This is a genomic window from Micromonospora echinaurantiaca (assembly GCF_900090235.1).
Classification (GTDB): domain Bacteria; phylum Actinomycetota; class Actinomycetes; order Mycobacteriales; family Micromonosporaceae; genus Micromonospora; species Micromonospora echinaurantiaca.
Genome location: NZ_LT607750.1, coordinates 1 through 15,368 on the forward strand (window position 1 = coordinate 1; position 15,368 = coordinate 15,368).

Annotated in this window: 17 protein-coding genes and 10 pseudogenes; 26 read left to right on the top strand and 1 reads right to left on the bottom strand. The window is 70.0% G+C overall.

Annotation, left to right across the window (positions count from 1 at the left end; translation table 11 throughout):
- The first annotated feature begins 59 nt into the window (after positions 1-59).
- The 26 genes and pseudogenes from rpmC to truA all read left to right on the top strand — a co-directional run bounded on the left by rpmC (position 60) and on the right by truA (position 13,949).
- The gene (gene rpmC, locus GA0070609_RS00005; RefSeq protein ID WP_088991888.1) at positions 60-296 is read left to right on the top strand and encodes a 50S ribosomal protein L29; all 237 of its coding nucleotides are present in this window, start codon (positions 60-62) and stop codon (positions 294-296) included.
- The gene (gene rpsQ, locus GA0070609_RS00010) at positions 293-568 is read left to right on the top strand and encodes a 30S ribosomal protein S17 (RefSeq protein ID WP_088991889.1); all 276 of its coding nucleotides are present in this window, start codon (positions 293-295) and stop codon (positions 566-568) included. The genes rpmC and rpsQ overlap by 4 nt, the downstream gene beginning before the upstream one ends.
- Before the next feature lie 98 nt (positions 569-666).
- A complete protein-coding gene (gene rplN / locus GA0070609_RS00015) occupies positions 667-1,035 on the top strand; it encodes a 50S ribosomal protein L14 (RefSeq protein WP_007073026.1) in 369 nt (122 codons plus the stop codon).
- Positions 1,032-1,352: a 50S ribosomal protein L24 gene (rplX, locus tag GA0070609_RS00020; protein ID WP_172896341.1), complete on the top strand. Its 321-nt coding sequence runs from the start codon at positions 1,032-1,034 to the stop codon at positions 1,350-1,352. Before rplN ends, rplX begins: the two co-directional genes overlap by 4 nt.
- A pseudogene (rplE, locus tag GA0070609_RS00025) lies at positions 1,352-1,921 on the top strand (50S ribosomal protein L5). The gene rplX and the pseudogene rplE overlap by 1 nt, the downstream one beginning before the upstream one ends.
- A gap of 1 nt (position 1,922) precedes the next feature.
- A pseudogene (locus GA0070609_RS00030) lies at positions 1,923-2,110 on the top strand (type Z 30S ribosomal protein S14).
- A gap of 95 nt (positions 2,111-2,205) precedes the next feature.
- Positions 2,206-2,614: pseudogene (gene rpsH, locus GA0070609_RS00035) on the top strand (30S ribosomal protein S8).
- A 16-nt stretch (positions 2,615-2,630) separates the two neighbouring features.
- On the top strand, positions 2,631-3,173 hold the full coding sequence (gene rplF / locus GA0070609_RS00040; RefSeq protein WP_088991890.1) for a 50S ribosomal protein L6: 543 nt from the start codon (positions 2,631-2,633) through the stop codon (positions 3,171-3,173).
- On the top strand, positions 3,170-3,559 hold the full coding sequence (gene rplR / locus GA0070609_RS00045; RefSeq protein ID WP_073834923.1) for a 50S ribosomal protein L18: 390 nt from the start codon (positions 3,170-3,172) through the stop codon (positions 3,557-3,559). The genes rplF and rplR overlap by 4 nt, the downstream gene beginning before the upstream one ends.
- A gap of 33 nt (positions 3,560-3,592) precedes the next feature.
- Positions 3,593-4,192 (top strand): annotated as a pseudogene (rpsE, locus tag GA0070609_RS00050) (30S ribosomal protein S5); the annotation flags it as partial.
- Positions 4,193-4,205: 13 nt separating this feature from the next.
- A complete protein-coding gene (gene rpmD, locus GA0070609_RS00055) occupies positions 4,206-4,388 on the top strand; it encodes a 50S ribosomal protein L30 (protein ID WP_012015110.1) in 183 nt (60 codons plus the stop codon).
- Positions 4,388-4,831: a 50S ribosomal protein L15 gene (rplO, locus tag GA0070609_RS00060; RefSeq protein ID WP_088991891.1), complete on the top strand. Its 444-nt coding sequence runs from the start codon at positions 4,388-4,390 to the stop codon at positions 4,829-4,831. Before rpmD ends, rplO begins: the two co-directional genes overlap by 1 nt.
- Before the next feature lie 236 nt (positions 4,832-5,067).
- Positions 5,068-5,622, top strand: a pseudogene (locus GA0070609_RS35115) (preprotein translocase subunit SecY); the annotation flags it as partial.
- A 54-nt stretch (positions 5,623-5,676) separates the two neighbouring features.
- Positions 5,677-6,226 (top strand): annotated as a pseudogene (locus tag GA0070609_RS35120) (preprotein translocase subunit SecY); the annotation flags it as partial.
- Positions 6,227-6,876, top strand: a pseudogene (locus GA0070609_RS00070) (adenylate kinase).
- Between the two features lie 83 nt (positions 6,877-6,959).
- Positions 6,960-7,803, top strand: a pseudogene (gene map / locus GA0070609_RS00075) (type I methionyl aminopeptidase).
- Positions 7,804-8,328: 525 nt separating this feature from the next.
- A pseudogene (locus tag GA0070609_RS35125) lies at positions 8,329-8,427 on the top strand (DUF1707 domain-containing protein); the annotation flags it as partial.
- A gap of 10 nt (positions 8,428-8,437) precedes the next feature.
- On the top strand, positions 8,438-8,836 hold the full coding sequence (locus GA0070609_RS00080) for a hypothetical protein (protein ID WP_231928948.1): 399 nt from the start codon (positions 8,438-8,440) through the stop codon (positions 8,834-8,836).
- 366 nt (positions 8,837-9,202) lie between these two features.
- A complete protein-coding gene (infA, locus tag GA0070609_RS00085) occupies positions 9,203-9,424 on the top strand; it encodes a translation initiation factor IF-1 (RefSeq protein ID WP_007073013.1) in 222 nt (73 codons plus the stop codon).
- 88 nt (positions 9,425-9,512) lie between these two features.
- A complete protein-coding gene (rpmJ, locus tag GA0070609_RS00090; protein ID WP_012184307.1) occupies positions 9,513-9,626 on the top strand; it encodes a 50S ribosomal protein L36 in 114 nt (37 codons plus the stop codon).
- Positions 9,627-9,889: 263 nt separating this feature from the next.
- Positions 9,890-10,271: pseudogene (gene rpsM, locus GA0070609_RS00095) on the top strand (30S ribosomal protein S13).
- Between the two features lie 18 nt (positions 10,272-10,289).
- Positions 10,290-10,697, top strand: coding sequence for a 30S ribosomal protein S11 (gene rpsK, locus GA0070609_RS00100; RefSeq protein WP_007073011.1), 408 nt, complete (start codon positions 10,290-10,292; stop codon positions 10,695-10,697).
- A 13-nt stretch (positions 10,698-10,710) separates the two neighbouring features.
- Positions 10,711-11,337, top strand: a complete 627-nt coding sequence (rpsD, locus tag GA0070609_RS00105; protein ID WP_088991892.1) for a 30S ribosomal protein S4 — start codon at positions 10,711-10,713, stop codon at positions 11,335-11,337.
- Positions 11,338-11,435: 98 nt separating this feature from the next.
- On the top strand, positions 11,436-12,458 hold the full coding sequence (locus tag GA0070609_RS00110; RefSeq protein ID WP_088991893.1) for a DNA-directed RNA polymerase subunit alpha: 1,023 nt from the start codon (positions 11,436-11,438) through the stop codon (positions 12,456-12,458).
- Between the two features lie 34 nt (positions 12,459-12,492).
- The gene (gene rplQ, locus GA0070609_RS00115) at positions 12,493-13,050 is read left to right on the top strand and encodes a 50S ribosomal protein L17 (protein WP_088991894.1); all 558 of its coding nucleotides are present in this window, start codon (positions 12,493-12,495) and stop codon (positions 13,048-13,050) included.
- A gap of 68 nt (positions 13,051-13,118) precedes the next feature.
- Positions 13,119-13,949, top strand: a complete 831-nt coding sequence (gene truA / locus GA0070609_RS00120; protein WP_088991895.1) for a tRNA pseudouridine(38-40) synthase TruA — start codon at positions 13,119-13,121, stop codon at positions 13,947-13,949.
- Positions 13,950-14,028: 79 nt separating this feature from the next.
- Here the strand turns inward: truA and GA0070609_RS33770 are convergent, their stop codons facing one another.
- On the bottom strand, positions 14,029-15,306 hold the full coding sequence (locus GA0070609_RS33770; RefSeq protein WP_197700203.1) for a hypothetical protein: 1,278 nt from the start codon (positions 15,304-15,306) through the stop codon (positions 14,029-14,031).
- Between the last annotated feature and the right edge of the window lie 62 nt (positions 15,307-15,368).

Below are 15,368 nucleotides of genomic sequence, written 5' to 3' on the forward strand. Positions count from 1 at the left end.
GCGATCCACAAGCTCCCGATGAAGTGCCGCATTGTGACGCGCGAAGTGGGTGAATCCTGATGGCAGCGGGCGTTAAGGCCGCCGAGCTGCGTGAGCTCTCCGAGGAGGAGCTGGTCACGCGGCTGCGCGAGGCCAAGGCGGAGCTGTTCAACCTCCGCGTGCAGGCCGCAACCGGGCAGCTGGACAACAACCGGCGGCTGCAGGTCATCCGTCGGGAGATCGCCCGGATCTACACGATCATGCGTGAGCGCGAGCTGGGGCTCTCGGCCGCGCCGACTGAGGTGACTGCATCATGAGCGAGAACACCACCGCCACCGCGCGGGCCCGCCGCAAGGTGCGTGAGGGCCTCGTGGTCAGCGACAAGATGGAAAAGACCGTCGTGGTCGAGGTCGAGGACCGGGTCAAGCACGCGCTGTACGGCAAGATCATGCGCCGGACCAGCAAGCTGAAGGTGCACGACGAGCAGAACTCGGCCGGCATCGGCGACCGGGTCCTGATCATGGAGACCCGGCCGCTCTCCGCGACCAAGCGGTGGCGGCTCGTGGAGATCCTCGAGAAGGCCAAGTAGCGAAGGCTCGAGCTCGGCCGGTCTCGGTCGGGCGCAGGTTCCGCCAGGCTCCGGCCGCCGCGGTGCGGCCGGAGAACCGGCAGACATAGGAGATAGACGTGATTCAGCAGGAGTCGCGACTGCGCGTCGCCGACAACACGGGTGCCCGGGAGATCCTGTGCATCCGGGTTCTCGGTGGCTCCGGTCGGCGCTACGCGAGCATCGGCGACGTCATCGTGGCCACCGTCAAGGACGCGATCCCGGGTGCCGGTGTGAAGAAGGGCGACGTCGTCAAGGCGGTCGTCGTTCGCACCGCCAAGGAGAAGCGGCGCCCGGACGGCTCGTACATCCGCTTCGACGAGAACGCCGCCGTCATCATCAAGGACGGCGGGGACCCGCGCGGCACCCGTATCTTCGGCCCGGTGGGCCGGGAGCTGCGGGACAAGCGGTTCATGAAGATCATTTCTCTCGCGCCGGAGGTGTTGTGACCGTGAAGGTCAAGAAGGGCGACACGGTCGTCGTCATCGCCGGCAAGGACAAGGGTGCCAAGGGCAAGGTCATCGCGGCCTACCCGCGGCAGGACAAGGTCCTGGTCGAGGGCGTGAACCGGGTCAAGAAGCACACCCGCATCAGCACCACTCAGCGTGGCGCCAAGACCGGTGGCATCGTCACCCAGGAGGCCCCGATCCACGTCTCGAACGTGCAGGTCCTGGACTCCGACGGGAAGCCGACCCGCGTCGGCTACCGGATCGACGAGAACGGCCAGAAGGTCCGCATCGCGCGTAGCACCGGTAAGGACCTGTGATGAGCACGGCTACCGAAACCAAGACCATGCCGCGTCTCAAGGAGCGGTACCGCAACGAGATCGTGGCCCAGCTGCGCGAGCAGTACAACTACGGCAACCCGATGCAGGTGCCGCGGCTGGTCAAGATCGTCGTCAACATGGGTGTCGGCGAGGCCGCCCGGGACGCCAAGCTGATCGACGGCGCCGTCCGACCTGGCCACGATCACCGGTCAGAAGCCGCAGGTGCGGCGGGCGACCAAGTCCATCGCGCAGTTCAAGCTGCGGGAGGGCATGCCGATCGGCGCGAAGGTGACCCTGCGCGGCGACCGGATGTGGGAGTTCCTGGACCGGCTGCTGTCCATCGCGCTGCCGCGTATCCGTGACTTCCGCGCGTCTGGACGGGCGCAAGCTCGACGGGCACGGCAACTACACGTTCGGTCTGACCGAGCAGTCGGTGTTCCACGAGATCGACCAGGACAAGATCGATCGACAGCGGGGCATGGACATCACGGTGGTCACCACCGCCACGACCGACGACGAGGGGCCGGGCGCTGCTCAAGCTCCTGGGCTTCCCGTTCAAGGAGAACTGAGATGGCCAAGAAGGCGCTGATCCTCAAGGCGGCCGCGAAGCCGAAGTTCTCGGTTCGCGCGTACACCCGCTGCCAGCGGTGCGGGGCGTCCGAAGGCGGTCTACCGCAAGTTTCGGTCTCTGCCGGGTGTGCATCCGGGAGATGGCCCACCGCGGTGAGCTGCCCGGCGTGTCCAAGGCTTCCTGGTAATAGCCCGGCGCGCTTCGCGCGTCAGCTGAACTGTCTCTTCGCCGTAGGCCCCGGGCCGTGCCCGGGAACCCCGGCGAGAAAGGTTGACGAATTTCATGACGATGACCGACCCGATCGCAGACATGCTCACGCGTCTGCGTAACGCCAACCAGGCGTACCACGACCGGGTGACGATGCCGTACTCCAAGATCAAGGCGAACATCGCCGAGGTCCTGAAGTCCGAGGGCTACATCTCCACCTGGTCGGTCGAGGAGCCCGAGGAGGGCGCCGTCGGCAAGCGACTGGTCGTCGAGCTGAAGTACGGCCAGAACCGGGAGCGGAGCCTGGCCGGCATCAAGCGTGTGTCCAAGCCCGGTCTCCGGGTGTACGCCAAGTCGGACGGGCTCCCGCGGGTGCTCGGCGGGCTGGGCGTGGCGATCATTTCGACGTCCCAGGGGCTGCTCACCGACCGGCAGGCCCGCAAGCGGAGCGTTGGCGGGGAAAGTCCTCGCCTTCGTCTGGTAACGGGAGACAGGTAGAAATGTCGCGTATTGGACGTAAGTCGATCCCGGTACCGTCCGGTGTCGATATCACCATCGACGGCCAGACCGTCAAGGTCAAGGGCCCGAAGGGCGAGCTGTCGCACACCCTGGCCGAGCCGATCACCATCGAGCGGGCCGAGGACGGGCAGCTGAACGTCAACCGCCCGAACGACGAGCGCAAGGCCAAGGAACTGCACGGCCTGAGCCGGACCCTGGTCGCCAACATGATCGTCGGCGTCACCGAGGGCTACCGTAAGAGCCTGGAGATCGCCGGCACCGGTTACCGGGTCACGGCCAAGGGCAAGGACCTCGAGTTCGCGCTCGGGTTCTCGCACCCGGTCACCGTGCAGGCGCCGGACGGCATCACCTTCACGGTGGAGAAGCCGACCCTGTTCCACGTGGCCGGCATCGACAAGCAGCTGGTCGGCGAGGTCGCCGCCAACATCCGGAAGATCCGTCCGCCGGAGCCCTACAAGGGCAAGGGTGTCAAGTACCAGGGCGAGGTCATCCGCCGCAAGGCTGGAAAGGCAGGTAAGAAGTGAGCGCCACGCTGCTCAAGCGCCGCCGCGGCGTTGCCGCCAAGCGCGCCGTCGGGCGTGCGCGTCGGCACTTCCGGGTCCGCAAGAACATCAGCGGCACCGCCGAGCGTCCCCGCCTCGTGGTCACCCGTTCGCTGCGGCACATCGTCGCCCAGATCGTCGACGACACCAAGGGTCACACCCTGGCGTCGGCCTCGACCCTGGACGCGTCGCTGCGCGGTGCGGAGGGCGACAAGAGCGCCCTGGCCGGCAAGGTCGGTGCCCTGCTCGCCGAGCGGGCCAAGGCCGCCGGTATCTCCAAGGTCGTCTTCGACCGCGGTGGCAACCGGTACGCGGGGCGGGTCGCCGCGCTGGCCGATGCCGCCCGCGAAGCCGGGCTCGAGTTCTAACAACCCCGTCACGAGAGAGAAGGAAGGCTGCTGATGCCAGGTCAACAGCGCCGTGGCGGCGGGTCCGGTGGCAACGAGGGTGGTCGCCGCGACAACCGCCGTGAGGGCGGCCGCGGAAACGCGCCCGTCGAGAAGACCCCGCACCTCGAGCGGGTCGTCGCGATCAACCGCGTCGCCAAGGTCGTGAAGGGTGGTCGTCGCTTCAGCTTCACCGCCCTGGTGATCGTGGGCGACGGCGACGGCACCGTCGGCGTGGGCTACGGAAAGGCCAAGGAGGTGCCCGCGGCGATCGCCAAGGGTGTCGAGGAGGCCAAGAAGCACTTCTTCAAGGTGCCGCGGATCGGTCAGTCGATCCCGCACCCGGTCCAGGGCGAGGACGCCGCCGGCGTCGTGCTGCTCAAGCCGGCCTCCGCCGGTACCGGTGTCATCGCCGGTGGTCCGGTGCGTGCCGTGCTGGAGTGCGCGGGCATCCACGACGTGCTCTCCAAGAGCCTCGGGTCGTCCAACCCGATCAACATCGTGCACGCCACCGTGGCGGCGCTGAAGGGGCTGGAATCCCCCGAGGCGGTCGCGCAGCGTCGTGGCCTGCCGGTGGAGGACGTCGCGCCGGCCGCCATGCTGGCGTCGCGGGCGGGGTGGCTTCCTGATGGCACGTCTCAAGGTCACCCAGGTCCGGTCCGAGATCGGGACCAAGCAGAACCAGCGTGACTCGCTGCGTTCGCTCGGTCTCAAGCGGATCAACGACGTGGTGGTCAAGGAGGACCGGCCCGAGATCCGCGGCATGATCTTCACTGTGAACCACCTCGTGAAGGTCGAGGAGGTCGAGTAATGACGATCAAGGTCCACCACCTGCGTCCGGCGCCGGGGGCCAAGACCGCGAAGACCCGCGTGGGTCGCGGTGAGGGCTCCAAGGGCAAGACCGCCGGTCGCGGTACCAAGGGTTCGAAGGCCCGCAAGAACATCTCGGCGGCGTTCGAGGGTGGGCAGATGCCCATCCACATGCGCCTGCCGAAGATGAAGGGCTTCAAGAACAAGTTCAAGGTGGTCTTCCAGGTGGTCAACCTGGACCGGCTCGCCGAGCTGTTCCCGAACGGTGGCCAGGTCGGCCCGCTGGAGCTGGTCGAGGCCGGCGCGGTCCGCAAGGGCCAGCCGGTCAAGGTGCTCGGAACGGGCGACCTCGGTGGCGTGGCTCTCCAGGTGTCGGCGCACGCGTTCAGCGCGTCGGCCAAGGAGAAGATCACCGCTGCCGGCGGCTCGGTCACCGAGCTGTAAGGACTGCACGACCCGTGGCGTCCGTCCAGTTGCCCGTAACTGGCGGGCGCCACGGTCTACCTGGGCCGTGTGCGCCGGGTAACATCAAACTCGGTTTATGTAGCCGGGCACATCTGCCCGGACCGGGATCGGGCTGTTAGAGTCCCTTCCCAGCTATGGATATCGGGCACTCGCCCGGCACCCACCCCGACCCGCCAGGGATCACCGGCGGCCCGCCTCGCGCAGGGAGGAAGAAGTTGCTGTCCGCCTTTCTCAGTGCGTTCCGTACGCCTGACCTGCGCAAAGCTGCTTTCACAGTAGGCATCATCGCGATCTACCGGCTCGGCGCCACGCTGCCCAGCCCGGGCGTGTCCTACGGCAACGTGCAGAAGTGCCTCGACACCATCCAGGGCGACTCCACGAGCGTCCTGAACCTGCTGAACCTCTTCTCCGGCGGCGCGCTGCTGCAGCTCTCGGTCTTCGCGCTGGGCATCATGCCCTATCACCGCGTCGATCATCCTGCAGCTGCTGACCGTCGTGATCCCGCGGCTGGAGCAGCTCCGCAAGGAGGGCCAGGCCAGGCGAAGATCACCAGTACACCCGTTACCTGACCCTGGCCTCGGTGTCCTGCAGGCCGGGCGTTCGTCGCGCTGGCCTCCCGGGCAGCTGTTCAACAACCAGTGCGACCAGTTCCCGATCATCCCAGGGCACCGGCATCCCGGACTGGCTGACGCTGTCCATCCTGGTGATGACGATGACCGCCGGCACCCGGCCATGTGGCTCGGTGAGCTGATCACCCTTCGGGGCACGGCAGCATGTGTGGGTGGTCCCCCGCTGGTCCCGGCTGGTGGTCATCACCGCGCACAGGCGAGCAGGCGCAGCGCCGGATCCCAGTACGGCGGATCATCGGCAAACCCGCCGGGGGTGGCATCTTCGGCTCGTCGCTGCTCTACCTGCCGCAGCTGGCGCTCCAGTTCTTCGACCAGACCAACCCGGGCAAGACCCAGGCGTGGATCCAGAACAACCTGGTCGACCACCAGCCCGATCTACATCGCGGTCTACTTCCTGCTGATCATCTTCTTCACGTACTTCTACGTCTCGATCACGTTCAACCCGACCGAGGTCGCGGACAACATGAAGAAGTACGGCGGCTTCGTGCCGGGCATCCGCCCCGGCAAGCCGACCGCCGACTACCTGGACTTCATCCTCAGCCGCATCACCCTGCCGGGCTCGCTCTACCTGGGCATCATCTCGATCCTGCCGAACTTCTTCTTCATCTGGCTGGACAAGCAGCAGTACATGAACTTCCCGTTCGGCGGTGTCGCTGTGCTGATCATGGTTGGCGTCGGTCTGGAGACCGCCAAGCAGATCGAGAGCCAACTGATGCAGCGGAACTACGAAGGGTTCCTGCGGTAGATGAGACTCGTTCTGGTGGCCCGCCGGGCGCGGGCAAGGGCACGCAGGCCGAGTTCATCGCCGCGCACCTCTCGGTGCCGAAGATCTCGACCGGGACATCTTCCGGGCCAACGTGTCCCAGGGGACCGAACTCGGCGTCGAGGCGAAGCGCTACATGGACGCCGGCAAGCTGGTGCCGGACGAGGTGACCATCAACATGGTCCGGGACCGGCTCGCCGAGCCGGACGCCAGCGAGGGCTTCCTGCTCGACGGCTTCCCCCGGACGACGCCGCAGGCCGCCGCGCTCGACAAGCTCCTCGCCGACCTGGGCACGCGCTCGACCTGGTGCTGGAACTGGTCGTCGACGACGACGAGGTGATCCGCCGGCTCTCCGGCCGGCGGACCTGCCGGGGCTGCGGCAAGATCTGGCACGTCGAGTTCGACCCGACCACCCGGGACGGCATCTGCGACCGTTGCGGCGCCGAGCTGTTCCAGCGGGACGACGACAAGCCGGAGACCATCGCCGCCGGCTGCGGGAGTACGCGGAGAAGACCGCGCCGCTGGTCGACTACTACGGCGCCCAGGGCAAGCTGGTGGGCATCGACGCCACCGGCCCGGTGGAGGACGTCACCGTCCGGGCCATCGACGCCCTGCGCTCGTACGGCGGCTGACGTCCCGGCCACGGCGGATAGAGTGCGAACAGCGGGGTACGCCCGGCGTGCCCCGCTGTTCGGCAACGAAAGGTAACGGCTCCATGCGTCGTCCCCAGCTGGACATCCAGCTGAAGACCCCCGACCAGATCGAGAAGATGCGCGCCGCCGGTCTGGTGGTCGCCGAGGCGCTGCGCCGGATGCGCGAGGCGGTCGCCCCCGGGGTCAGCACCGCCGACCTGGACGCCGTCGCCGAGTCGACCATCCGCGAGGCCGGCGCCGTCCCTCGTTCAAGGGCTACCACGGCTTCCCCGCCTCGATCTGCTCCTCGGTCAACGAGCAGGTGGTGCACGCGATCCCGGCGTCCGAGCAGGTGCTCCGTGAGGGTGACCTGATTTCGATCGACTGCGGCGCGGTGCTGAACGGCTGGCACGGCGACGCCGCCATCACCGTCGGCGTGGGCGAGGTCGACCCGGCCCTGCTGAAGATGGCCACGGTGGCCGAGGACGCCATGTGGGCCGGTATCGCCGCGGCGGCGCGGGGAGCGGCCAGCGGCAAGGGCCGACTCACCGACATCTCGCACGCGGTGGAGGACGCGGTCCGCCGGGGTGGCCGGTACGGCATCGTCGACGGCTACGGCGGGCACGGCATCGGCACCGAGATGCACCAGGACCCGCACGTGCTCAACCACGGCCGGCCGGGCAAGGGCCCCCGCCTGTGCCCGGCATGGCGCTGGCGATCGAGCCGATGATCACGATGGGTTCGCCGCGCACCGTCGAACTGGCGGACGGCTGGACGGTGGTGACCCGGGACGGGTCGATCGCAGCGCACGTCGAGCACACCATGGCGCTGCTGCCCGACGGGGTCTGGGTGCTGACCGCCGAGGACGGCGGCCGCGCCCGCCTCGGCGAGCTGGTCACCGCCCGCCAACCCGCCCCGACCCCCTGACCCAGCCCTCAACCCACCCAGCGGGCAGCCCTCCCAGCGGGCGGCCCCCACGCAGCCCTGGCCCACCCGGCCCCGGTTCTCCCGGCCCCGGTCCTCCCAGCCCCGGTCCTCCCGGCGGGCGGCTCACCCGGCCGGCAGCCCTATCCGGCAGGCGGTCCCCCCGGCGTCGTCCGGCCCCGGCGGCGGCACTCTTGATCAAGAGCCGTTCGTCATCCAGGGGCCGTATCGTGACGCGAACCACTTGATCACCAGCTCCGGCCGCACCGGTTCCTCTGGCCCCGCGCCCGGGCAGTCGCCCAAGGGTTCGCCTCGCCCAGTGCCCGCCCCCGGGACACCAACCCCATGATCACCTGGCCCCCGGCCGGCGCCGGCGCCTGGAGCCGGGGCGTGATCAAGGGGTTTGCGTCATGAGGGGCGGTGGTCGCTGACGTTAATCCCTTATCACGCAGGAGGGGTGGGTGGTTCGGGGGAGTCGTCGGGGTGGTGGGGTGGTGGCATGCTTGCGGGCATGGAGGGCGGGACGGGATGCGGGCCGCCGATGCCGACCGCGCGGCGGTGGCCGACCGGCTGCGGGCGGCGCTCGACGAGGGCCGGCTGAACCTGTACGAGTACGACGAGCGGTTGCAGCAGGCCTATGCCGCCCGCACGTACGCCGAGCTGGACGCGCTGGTGCGGGATCTGCCCGGCGGTGGCGCCCCCGCCCGCGGCCGCGCTCGCGGAGCCGGTGGAGACCACCCCGGCCCGGCCGGCGACCGCCCGCTGGCTGGCCGAGGTGTGGATGCCGTACCTCCAGGTGGTGCCGATCGTCGTGGCGATCTGGGCGATTTCCTCCCTGTTCGCGCGCGATCTGCTCTATTTCTGGCCGGGCTGGGTGGCCGGGCCGTGGGGCGCGGTGCTGCTGGTGCGTACCGTCACCGGCCTGGCCGGGGGTGAGCCACGGCGGTGGGAGGCCGAGCGGGAGCGCCGCCGGCGGCGGAAGCTGGCGAAGCGGGCCCGCCGGCGGGCGCTGGAAGCCGGCGGCCCGGACGACTAGCGGCCCCTGGCCCCCGTGACCGGGGCGGTTCGGTCACCAGCCGGCGACCGGGCCGAGCGCCGCGTGCGGCGCGGCCGGTGAGCGGAGCGGGCGGCGCCTGGCGGAGCGGGCGCCCGGCGTGCGGGTCGGGGCTGGCCTGATGCCGGATTTGCCCGGTACGGTGAATCCGCTGGTGGCCGGTTTGGCGACGGCGCGCAGGCGCGCGTACACTGACTGATCGGCGCACAGCGTCCACTCCGGCATGCCCACCAAGCGCTTCGGTGGGACTCGGAGCCGCGGCTGGCGCGGGCTTTCTGATCATGGTCAGTCACCCGTGTAAGACGTTGTGGGCCGTCCGGAGCAACCGACGTCAGGACAGCGGAGGACATGCCGAAAAAAGACGGAGCCATCGAGATCGAGGGTCGGGTGATCGAGCCCCTGCCGAACGCCATGTTCCGGGTGGAGCTCGCGAACGGCCACAAGGTGCTGGCTCACATCAGCGGCAAGATGCGGCAGCACTACATCCGCATCCTGCCGGAGGACCGGGTCGTCGTCGAACTCTCGCCGTACGACCTGACCCGCGGGCGCATCGTCTACCGCTACAAGTAAGCCTGACGACGGCCGGGCCGTCCCGTGTCCGTCTTCGACGTCCGGGTCGCACCTCGCGACTCCGGGCCAGATGGGAAGTAAGGCAACCGTGAAGGTCAAGCCGAGCGTCAAGAGGATCTGCAACAAGTGCCGGGTGATCCGCCGGCACGGCCGGGTCATGGTCATCTGCACCGACCCGCGCCACAAGCAGCGCCAGGGCTGAGCCAGTCCCACCGGTCGTGACACGGCCGGTCGGATCGGTCCGGGCCGCAGATCCAGACAACACATCATCGAGCTCGTCCCAGCCGCGAGCGGTACGCAGCGCGTACTCCCTCGTGGTTGACCCCCGGTCGGAGGCCGGGGCCCGCTCGGGCAGCGGCCGATCCCGGTCGCCGGCGCGGAAGGCGCCGGAAGGACGGGACGGTCGGTAGCGGGGTGGGACGGGTCCACACCTCCGCCAGAACACCACGAGGAGTACGCCCGCACATGGCACGTCTAGTCGGCGTCGACCTCCCCCGCGAGAAGCGGATGGAGATCGCGCTCACCTACATCTTCGGCGTGGGTCGCACCCGCGCCCTGGAGACGCTCGCCGCCACCGGCATCTCGCCGGACAAGCGCGCCCGGGACCTCACGGACGAGGAGCTGGTCCAGCTCCGCGACCACATCGAGGCCAACTACAAGGTTGAAGGCGACCTGCGCCGCGAGGTCGCCGCTGACATCCGCCGCAAGGTCGAGATCGGCTGCTACGCCCGGCATCCGGCACCGCCGGGGCCTGCCCGTGCGTGGTCAGCGGACGCGTACCAACGCCCGCACCCGCAAGGGCCCGAAGCGGACCGTCGCCGGCAAGAAGAAGCCCGGCAAGAAGTAACTAGGAGCGCACAGACTTATGCCACCGAAGGCTCGTGCCGGAGCCGCTGTCAAGAAGGTCCGGCGCAAGGAACGCAAGAACGTCGCCCACGGGCAGGCGCACATCAAGAGCACCTTCAACAACACCATCGTGTCCATCACGGACCCGACCGGTGCGGTCATCTCCTGGGCCTCCGCGGGCCAGGTTGGCTTCAAGGGCTCGCGCAAGTCGACCCCGTTCGCCGCGCAGCTGGCCGCCGAGGCCGCCGCGCGCCGGGCGATGGAGCACGGCATGCGCAAGGTCGACGTGTTCGTCAAGGGCCCCGGCTCCGGCCGGGAGACCGCCATCCGTTCGCTGCAGGCCGTGGGCCTGGAGGTCGGTCAGATCTCCGACGTGACCCCGCAGCCGCACAACGGGTGCCGTCCGCCGAAGCGTCGCCGGGTCTGAGAGGTAGAGAGAGATGGCTCGTTACACCGGTGCTGACTGCCGCCGTTGCCGGCGGGAGAAGATGAAGCTGTTCCTCAAGGGCAGCAAGTGCGATGGCCCGAAGTGCCCGTTCGAGTCCCGGCCGTTCCCGCCCGGGCAGCACGGCCGCGGCCGCACCAAGGAGACGGAGTACCTGCTCCAGCTCCGCGAGAAGCAGAAGGCCCGCCGGGTCTACGGCGTGCTGGAGAAGCAGTTCCGCGGTTACTACGAGGAGGCCGTGGCCAAGCAGGCCAAGACCGGTGAGGTCCTCCTGCAGATCCTCGAGTCGCGGCTGGACAACGTGGTCTACCGGGCCGGCTACGCCAAGTCCCGGGACATGGCCCGTCAGCTGGTCAAGCACGGTCACTTCACGGTGAACGGCAAGAAGGTCGACATCCCGTCGTACCGCGTCAAGGAGCACGACATCATCGAGGTGCGGGGCAAGAGCAAGGAGCTCACCCCGTTCCTGGTCGCGCAGGCCGAGGCCGGTTCGCGGAGTGTTCCGGCCTGGCTGGAGGCGATCCCCAGCCAGATGAAGATCCTCGTGCACTCGCTCCCGGCCCGGCAGGTCATCGACACCCAGGTCCAGGAGCAGCTGATCGTCGAGCTCTACTCCAAGTAAGAGCTCGTTGCGGTGGCCCGCCCCAGCCGGGGCGGGCCGCCGGAACGGTTTGTGTCGTGGGCGTCATATGGCGGGCGCCCCGGAAGAGAAGAGAAGACATGCTCATCAGCCAGCGACCGACTCTCTCCGAGGAGTCGATCAACGAGACCCGGTCCCGGTTCACCATCGAGCCGCTGGAGCCGGGCTTCGGCTACACCCTGGGCAACTCGCTGCGGCGCACGCTGCTGTCGTCGATCCCGGGTGCGGCGGTGACCTCGATCAAGATCGACGGTGTGCTGCACGAGTTCACCACGATCCCCGGGGTCAAGGAGGACGTGGTCGAGCTCGTCATGAACATCAAGGAGCTCAACGTCAGCTCCGAGCACGACGAGCCGGTCAGCATGTACCTGCGCAAGCAGGGCCCGGGCGACGTGACCGCTGGTGACATCCAGCCGCCGGCCGGCGTCTCGGTGCACAACCCGGACCTGAAGCTCGCCACCCTGAACGGCAAGGGCCGGCTCGACATGGAGCTGACCGTCGAGCGGGGCCGGGGCTACGTCACGGCGGCGCAGAACAAGCAGGCCGGCGCCGAGATCGGCCGGATCCCGGTCGACTCGATCTACTCGCCGGTGCTCAAGGTCACCTACCGGGTCGAGGCGACCCGGGTCGAGCAGCGGACCGACTTCGACCGGCTGATCATCGACGTCGAGACCAAGCCGTCGATGGGTCCGCGCACCGCGCTGGCCTCCGCCGGTTCGACGCTGGTGGAGCTCTTCGGGCTGGCCCGGGAGCTGGACGAGACCGCCGAGGGCATCGACATCGGGCCGTCCCCGCAGGACGCCCAGCTGGCGGCGGACCTGGCCCTGCCGATCGAGGAGCTGGACCTGACCGTCCGCTCCTACAACTGCCTCAAGCGCGAGGGCATCAACACCGTTGGTGAGCTCATCGGGCGTACCGAGGCCGACCTCCTCGACATCCGCAACTTCGGCCAGAAGTCGATCGACGAGGTCAAGATGAAGCTCGCCGGGATGGGGCTGGGGCTGAAGGACTCGGCTCCGAACTTCGATCCGGCGCACGTCGTGGACGCCTTCGGCGAGGCCGACTACGACACCGACGACTACCGCGAGACCGAGCAGCTCTAGTCCGCGCTGCCGCCACACCTGAGGAGCACCAAGCATGCCCACGCCCACCAAGGGCCCCCGCCTCGGCGGCAGCCCCGCGCACGAGCGGCTGATGCTGGCCAACCTGGCCACCGCGCTGTTCCAGCACGGCAAGATCCAGACCACCGAGACGAAGGCCCGGCGGCTGCGTCCGCTGGCCGAGCAGCTCATCACCAAGGCCAAGCGCGGCGACCTGGCGTCCCGCCGGCGGGTGCTGGGTGTCGTCAAGGACAAGGACGTGGTCTACGCCCTGTTCGACCAGATCGCGCCCCGGTACGCCAACCGCAACGGTGGCTACACCCGGATCGTGAAGACCGGTCCGCGCAAGGGTGACGCCGCGCCGATGGCGATCATCGAGCTGGTCGAGGAGCTGCAGGTCGCCGAGCCGAAGGCGAACAAGAAGACCGCCGCCCGCAAGGCGGCCCAGCAGGACAAGGTCGAGGCGCTCGCCCCGGCGGAGGAGACCCCGAAGTCGAACTCGGGTGACCAGGACGCCGAGCCTCCGGTCTCGGCCAGTGGCGACACCCCCCAGGCGCGCGAGGACGACGACGAGGCCAACGAGAACAAGGCCTGAGCCAGGCCACCATCGGGCCCGGCATCCCTCACGGGGTGCCGGGCCCGACCCATGAGGCGGAGGTACGAGTGGACGAGCGGACCCGGCTGCGGTTGGACGTCGCGTACGACGGCACCGACTTCTCCGGCTGGGCCGCCCAGCCGACCCGGCGCACGGTGGCCGGGGTGCTCGTGCAGACCCTCGACCTGGTGCTCGGCGCGGGCGTCGCGACCGGGCTGACCGTGGCCGGCCGGACCGACGCCGGGGTGCACGCCACCGGCCAGGTCTGCCACCTCGACCTGCCCACCGCGGTCTGGCGGGAGCGGGCGGGGAGGCTGCTGCGCCGGCTGGCCCGGCTGCTCCCCACCGACGTGCGGGTACGGGCGATGACCGAGGTGCCGGCCGACTTCGACGCCCGGTTCTCGGCCACCTTCCGCCGCTACGAGTACCGGGTCACCGACGCCCCGTACGGCGCGGAGCCGCTGCGCCGGCACGAGATCCTGGCCTGGCCGAAGCCGCTCGACCTGGCCGCGCTGAACGCCGCGGCGGCCGGACTGGTCGGCGAGCACGACTTCGCCGCGTACTGCCGGCGGAAGGAGAACGCCACCACGCTGCGCGAGGTGACCCGGCTGGACTGGCGGCGCGACCCGGACGGGGTGCTGGTCGCCACCGTGCAGGCGGACGCGTTCTGCCAGGCGATGGTGCGCAGCCTGGTCGGCGCGATGCTGGTGGCCGGGGACGGCCGCCGGCCGGTGGACTGGCCGGCGGGCCTGCTGACCCGGCGGGCGCGGTCCAGCGAGGTGACCGTCGCGCCGGCGCACGGGCTCACCCTGGTGGCGGTCGGCTACCCCGCCGACCCGGCCGAGTACGCCCACCGCGCCGAACTCACCCGCCGGCTCCGGGTGCCGACCGAATCCTGACCGCTGGCCGCCGCACCATCCCGCACAGGCGACGGGTGCGCGGCCGGTGTGGCCGCGCACCCGTTGCTCGTCGGAGCGGTCAGTTGCCCGAGCCTTCGTCATCCTCCGGGCGGCCGTTGTCGGCGCCGGTGCCGTCGTCGGTCCGGCCCGCCGTCGGCTGGCCGGCCACGCCGCCGTCGGCCCGCCGTTCCAGCACCCCCTGGTTCAGGTGCAGCTCGATCATGTCGAAGAGGATCTCGCGGACTGCGGTGTCACCGGACCTGATGGTCTCGCCGTCGGCCCGGGCGACCACCGCGTAGGCGAGGTAGTGGCCGCGTACCTGCCAGCCCACCCGGGCGGGGGCGGTGGCCATCGCCTCCGTACCGGCGTCGGCGGCCATGCCCCGGAACCGGCCCTGCCGCTCGTCGAGCAGTTGCCGGATCCGGTCCCGGGCCCGCTCGGCGCTGGCCCGGTCGGTCAGGTTGAACAGGCCGGCGGTGACCAGGTGGTCGCGGTCCGGGGTGCGCAGGGTGGCCCGTACCACCTGGCTGCAGCCGAGCCGGACCAGCAGGTCGGCGACCTCGTCGGTGGCCGCCACCGCGCAGCTGGCGCTGGACTGGGTCTTCAGCACCTGGTAGGCGGGCTGCCCGTCGGTGACCGTCAGCTGCTTGCCGGGGAAGACCTCCTTGCCGGTGAGCGGCGCCTGGTCGGTGTCCCGGGAGTCGAGGTAGTCGGCCTCGGGGGCGGCGGACTGGGCGACGCCCGGCTGGGTGGTGGGCTCGGACGTCGTCGGGTTGCCGGTGCGGTCCATCAGCAGGGCGGCGGCGCCGAGACCGCAGAGGGCGAGCAGCACGAGGACGGCTGCGCCGCCGATGAGCACCTGCCACATGCGACCGCCGCCGCGGCGGGGCGGCAGCGGCTCGGCCGGCCCGGCGGTGGCGTAGCCGCCCGGCGACTCGGTCGGCGGTGGGGCGTACCGCTCGGCCCGGGGCGACTCGGCCGGCGGGGCGGCGGAGGTCGTCGCGGGGGACAGCTCCACCGGTGGCGGCGGGGAGTAGGGCTCCGCGATGGACTCCACCGGCGGAGGTGCGGCGTAGGCCGCGGCGCGGGGCGGTTCGCCCGGCGGCACCAGGTCCCGCGGCGGCACCGGGTCCCGTGGCGGCACCGGGTCCCGTGGCGGCGCCGGGTCCCGTGGCGGCGCCGGTTCGTCGGCGGGCGGCAGCGCCACCCGGGTGGCCCGGGGCAACGACGGGGTCGGGAAGCGAGACGGGGAGGGCCCGGCCGGTGGTGGCGGACCGGCGCCGAGCACCGACCGGTCGGACCCGGACCCCGGGTACTCCACGTATGCGTCCTCATCGGACTCGTACCGATACACCATGTCGCCCAGAGTAGGAGTGATTGTCCCTTTAGGGGGTAATAATGGGAAATTGTCGTGCGCGG

Coding starts and splice junctions, on each gene's coding strand:
- infA (WP_007073013.1), top strand. CDS start 9,203: ATGCCGAAAAAAGACGGAGCCATCGAGATCGAGGGTCGGGTGATCGAG.
- GA0070609_RS33770 (WP_197700203.1), bottom strand. CDS start 15,306: ATGGTGTATCGGTACGAGTCCGATGAGGACGCATACGTGGAGTACCCG.
- rpsQ (WP_088991889.1), top strand. CDS start 293: ATGAGCGAGAACACCACCGCCACCGCGCGGGCCCGCCGCAAGGTGCGT.
- rpmC (WP_088991888.1), top strand. CDS start 60: ATGGCAGCGGGCGTTAAGGCCGCCGAGCTGCGTGAGCTCTCCGAGGAG.
- rpsD (WP_088991892.1), top strand. CDS start 10,711: ATGGCTCGTTACACCGGTGCTGACTGCCGCCGTTGCCGGCGGGAGAAG.
- rplQ (WP_088991894.1), top strand. CDS start 12,493: ATGCCCACGCCCACCAAGGGCCCCCGCCTCGGCGGCAGCCCCGCGCAC.
- rpsK (WP_007073011.1), top strand. CDS start 10,290: ATGCCACCGAAGGCTCGTGCCGGAGCCGCTGTCAAGAAGGTCCGGCGC.
- rpmD (WP_012015110.1), top strand. CDS start 4,206: ATGGCACGTCTCAAGGTCACCCAGGTCCGGTCCGAGATCGGGACCAAG.
- GA0070609_RS00080 (WP_231928948.1), top strand. CDS start 8,438: ATGCCGCCCGCACGTACGCCGAGCTGGACGCGCTGGTGCGGGATCTGC.
- rplO (WP_088991891.1), top strand. CDS start 4,388: ATGACGATCAAGGTCCACCACCTGCGTCCGGCGCCGGGGGCCAAGACC.
- rplF (WP_088991890.1), top strand. CDS start 2,631: ATGTCGCGTATTGGACGTAAGTCGATCCCGGTACCGTCCGGTGTCGAT.
- GA0070609_RS00110 (WP_088991893.1), top strand. CDS start 11,436: ATGCTCATCAGCCAGCGACCGACTCTCTCCGAGGAGTCGATCAACGAG.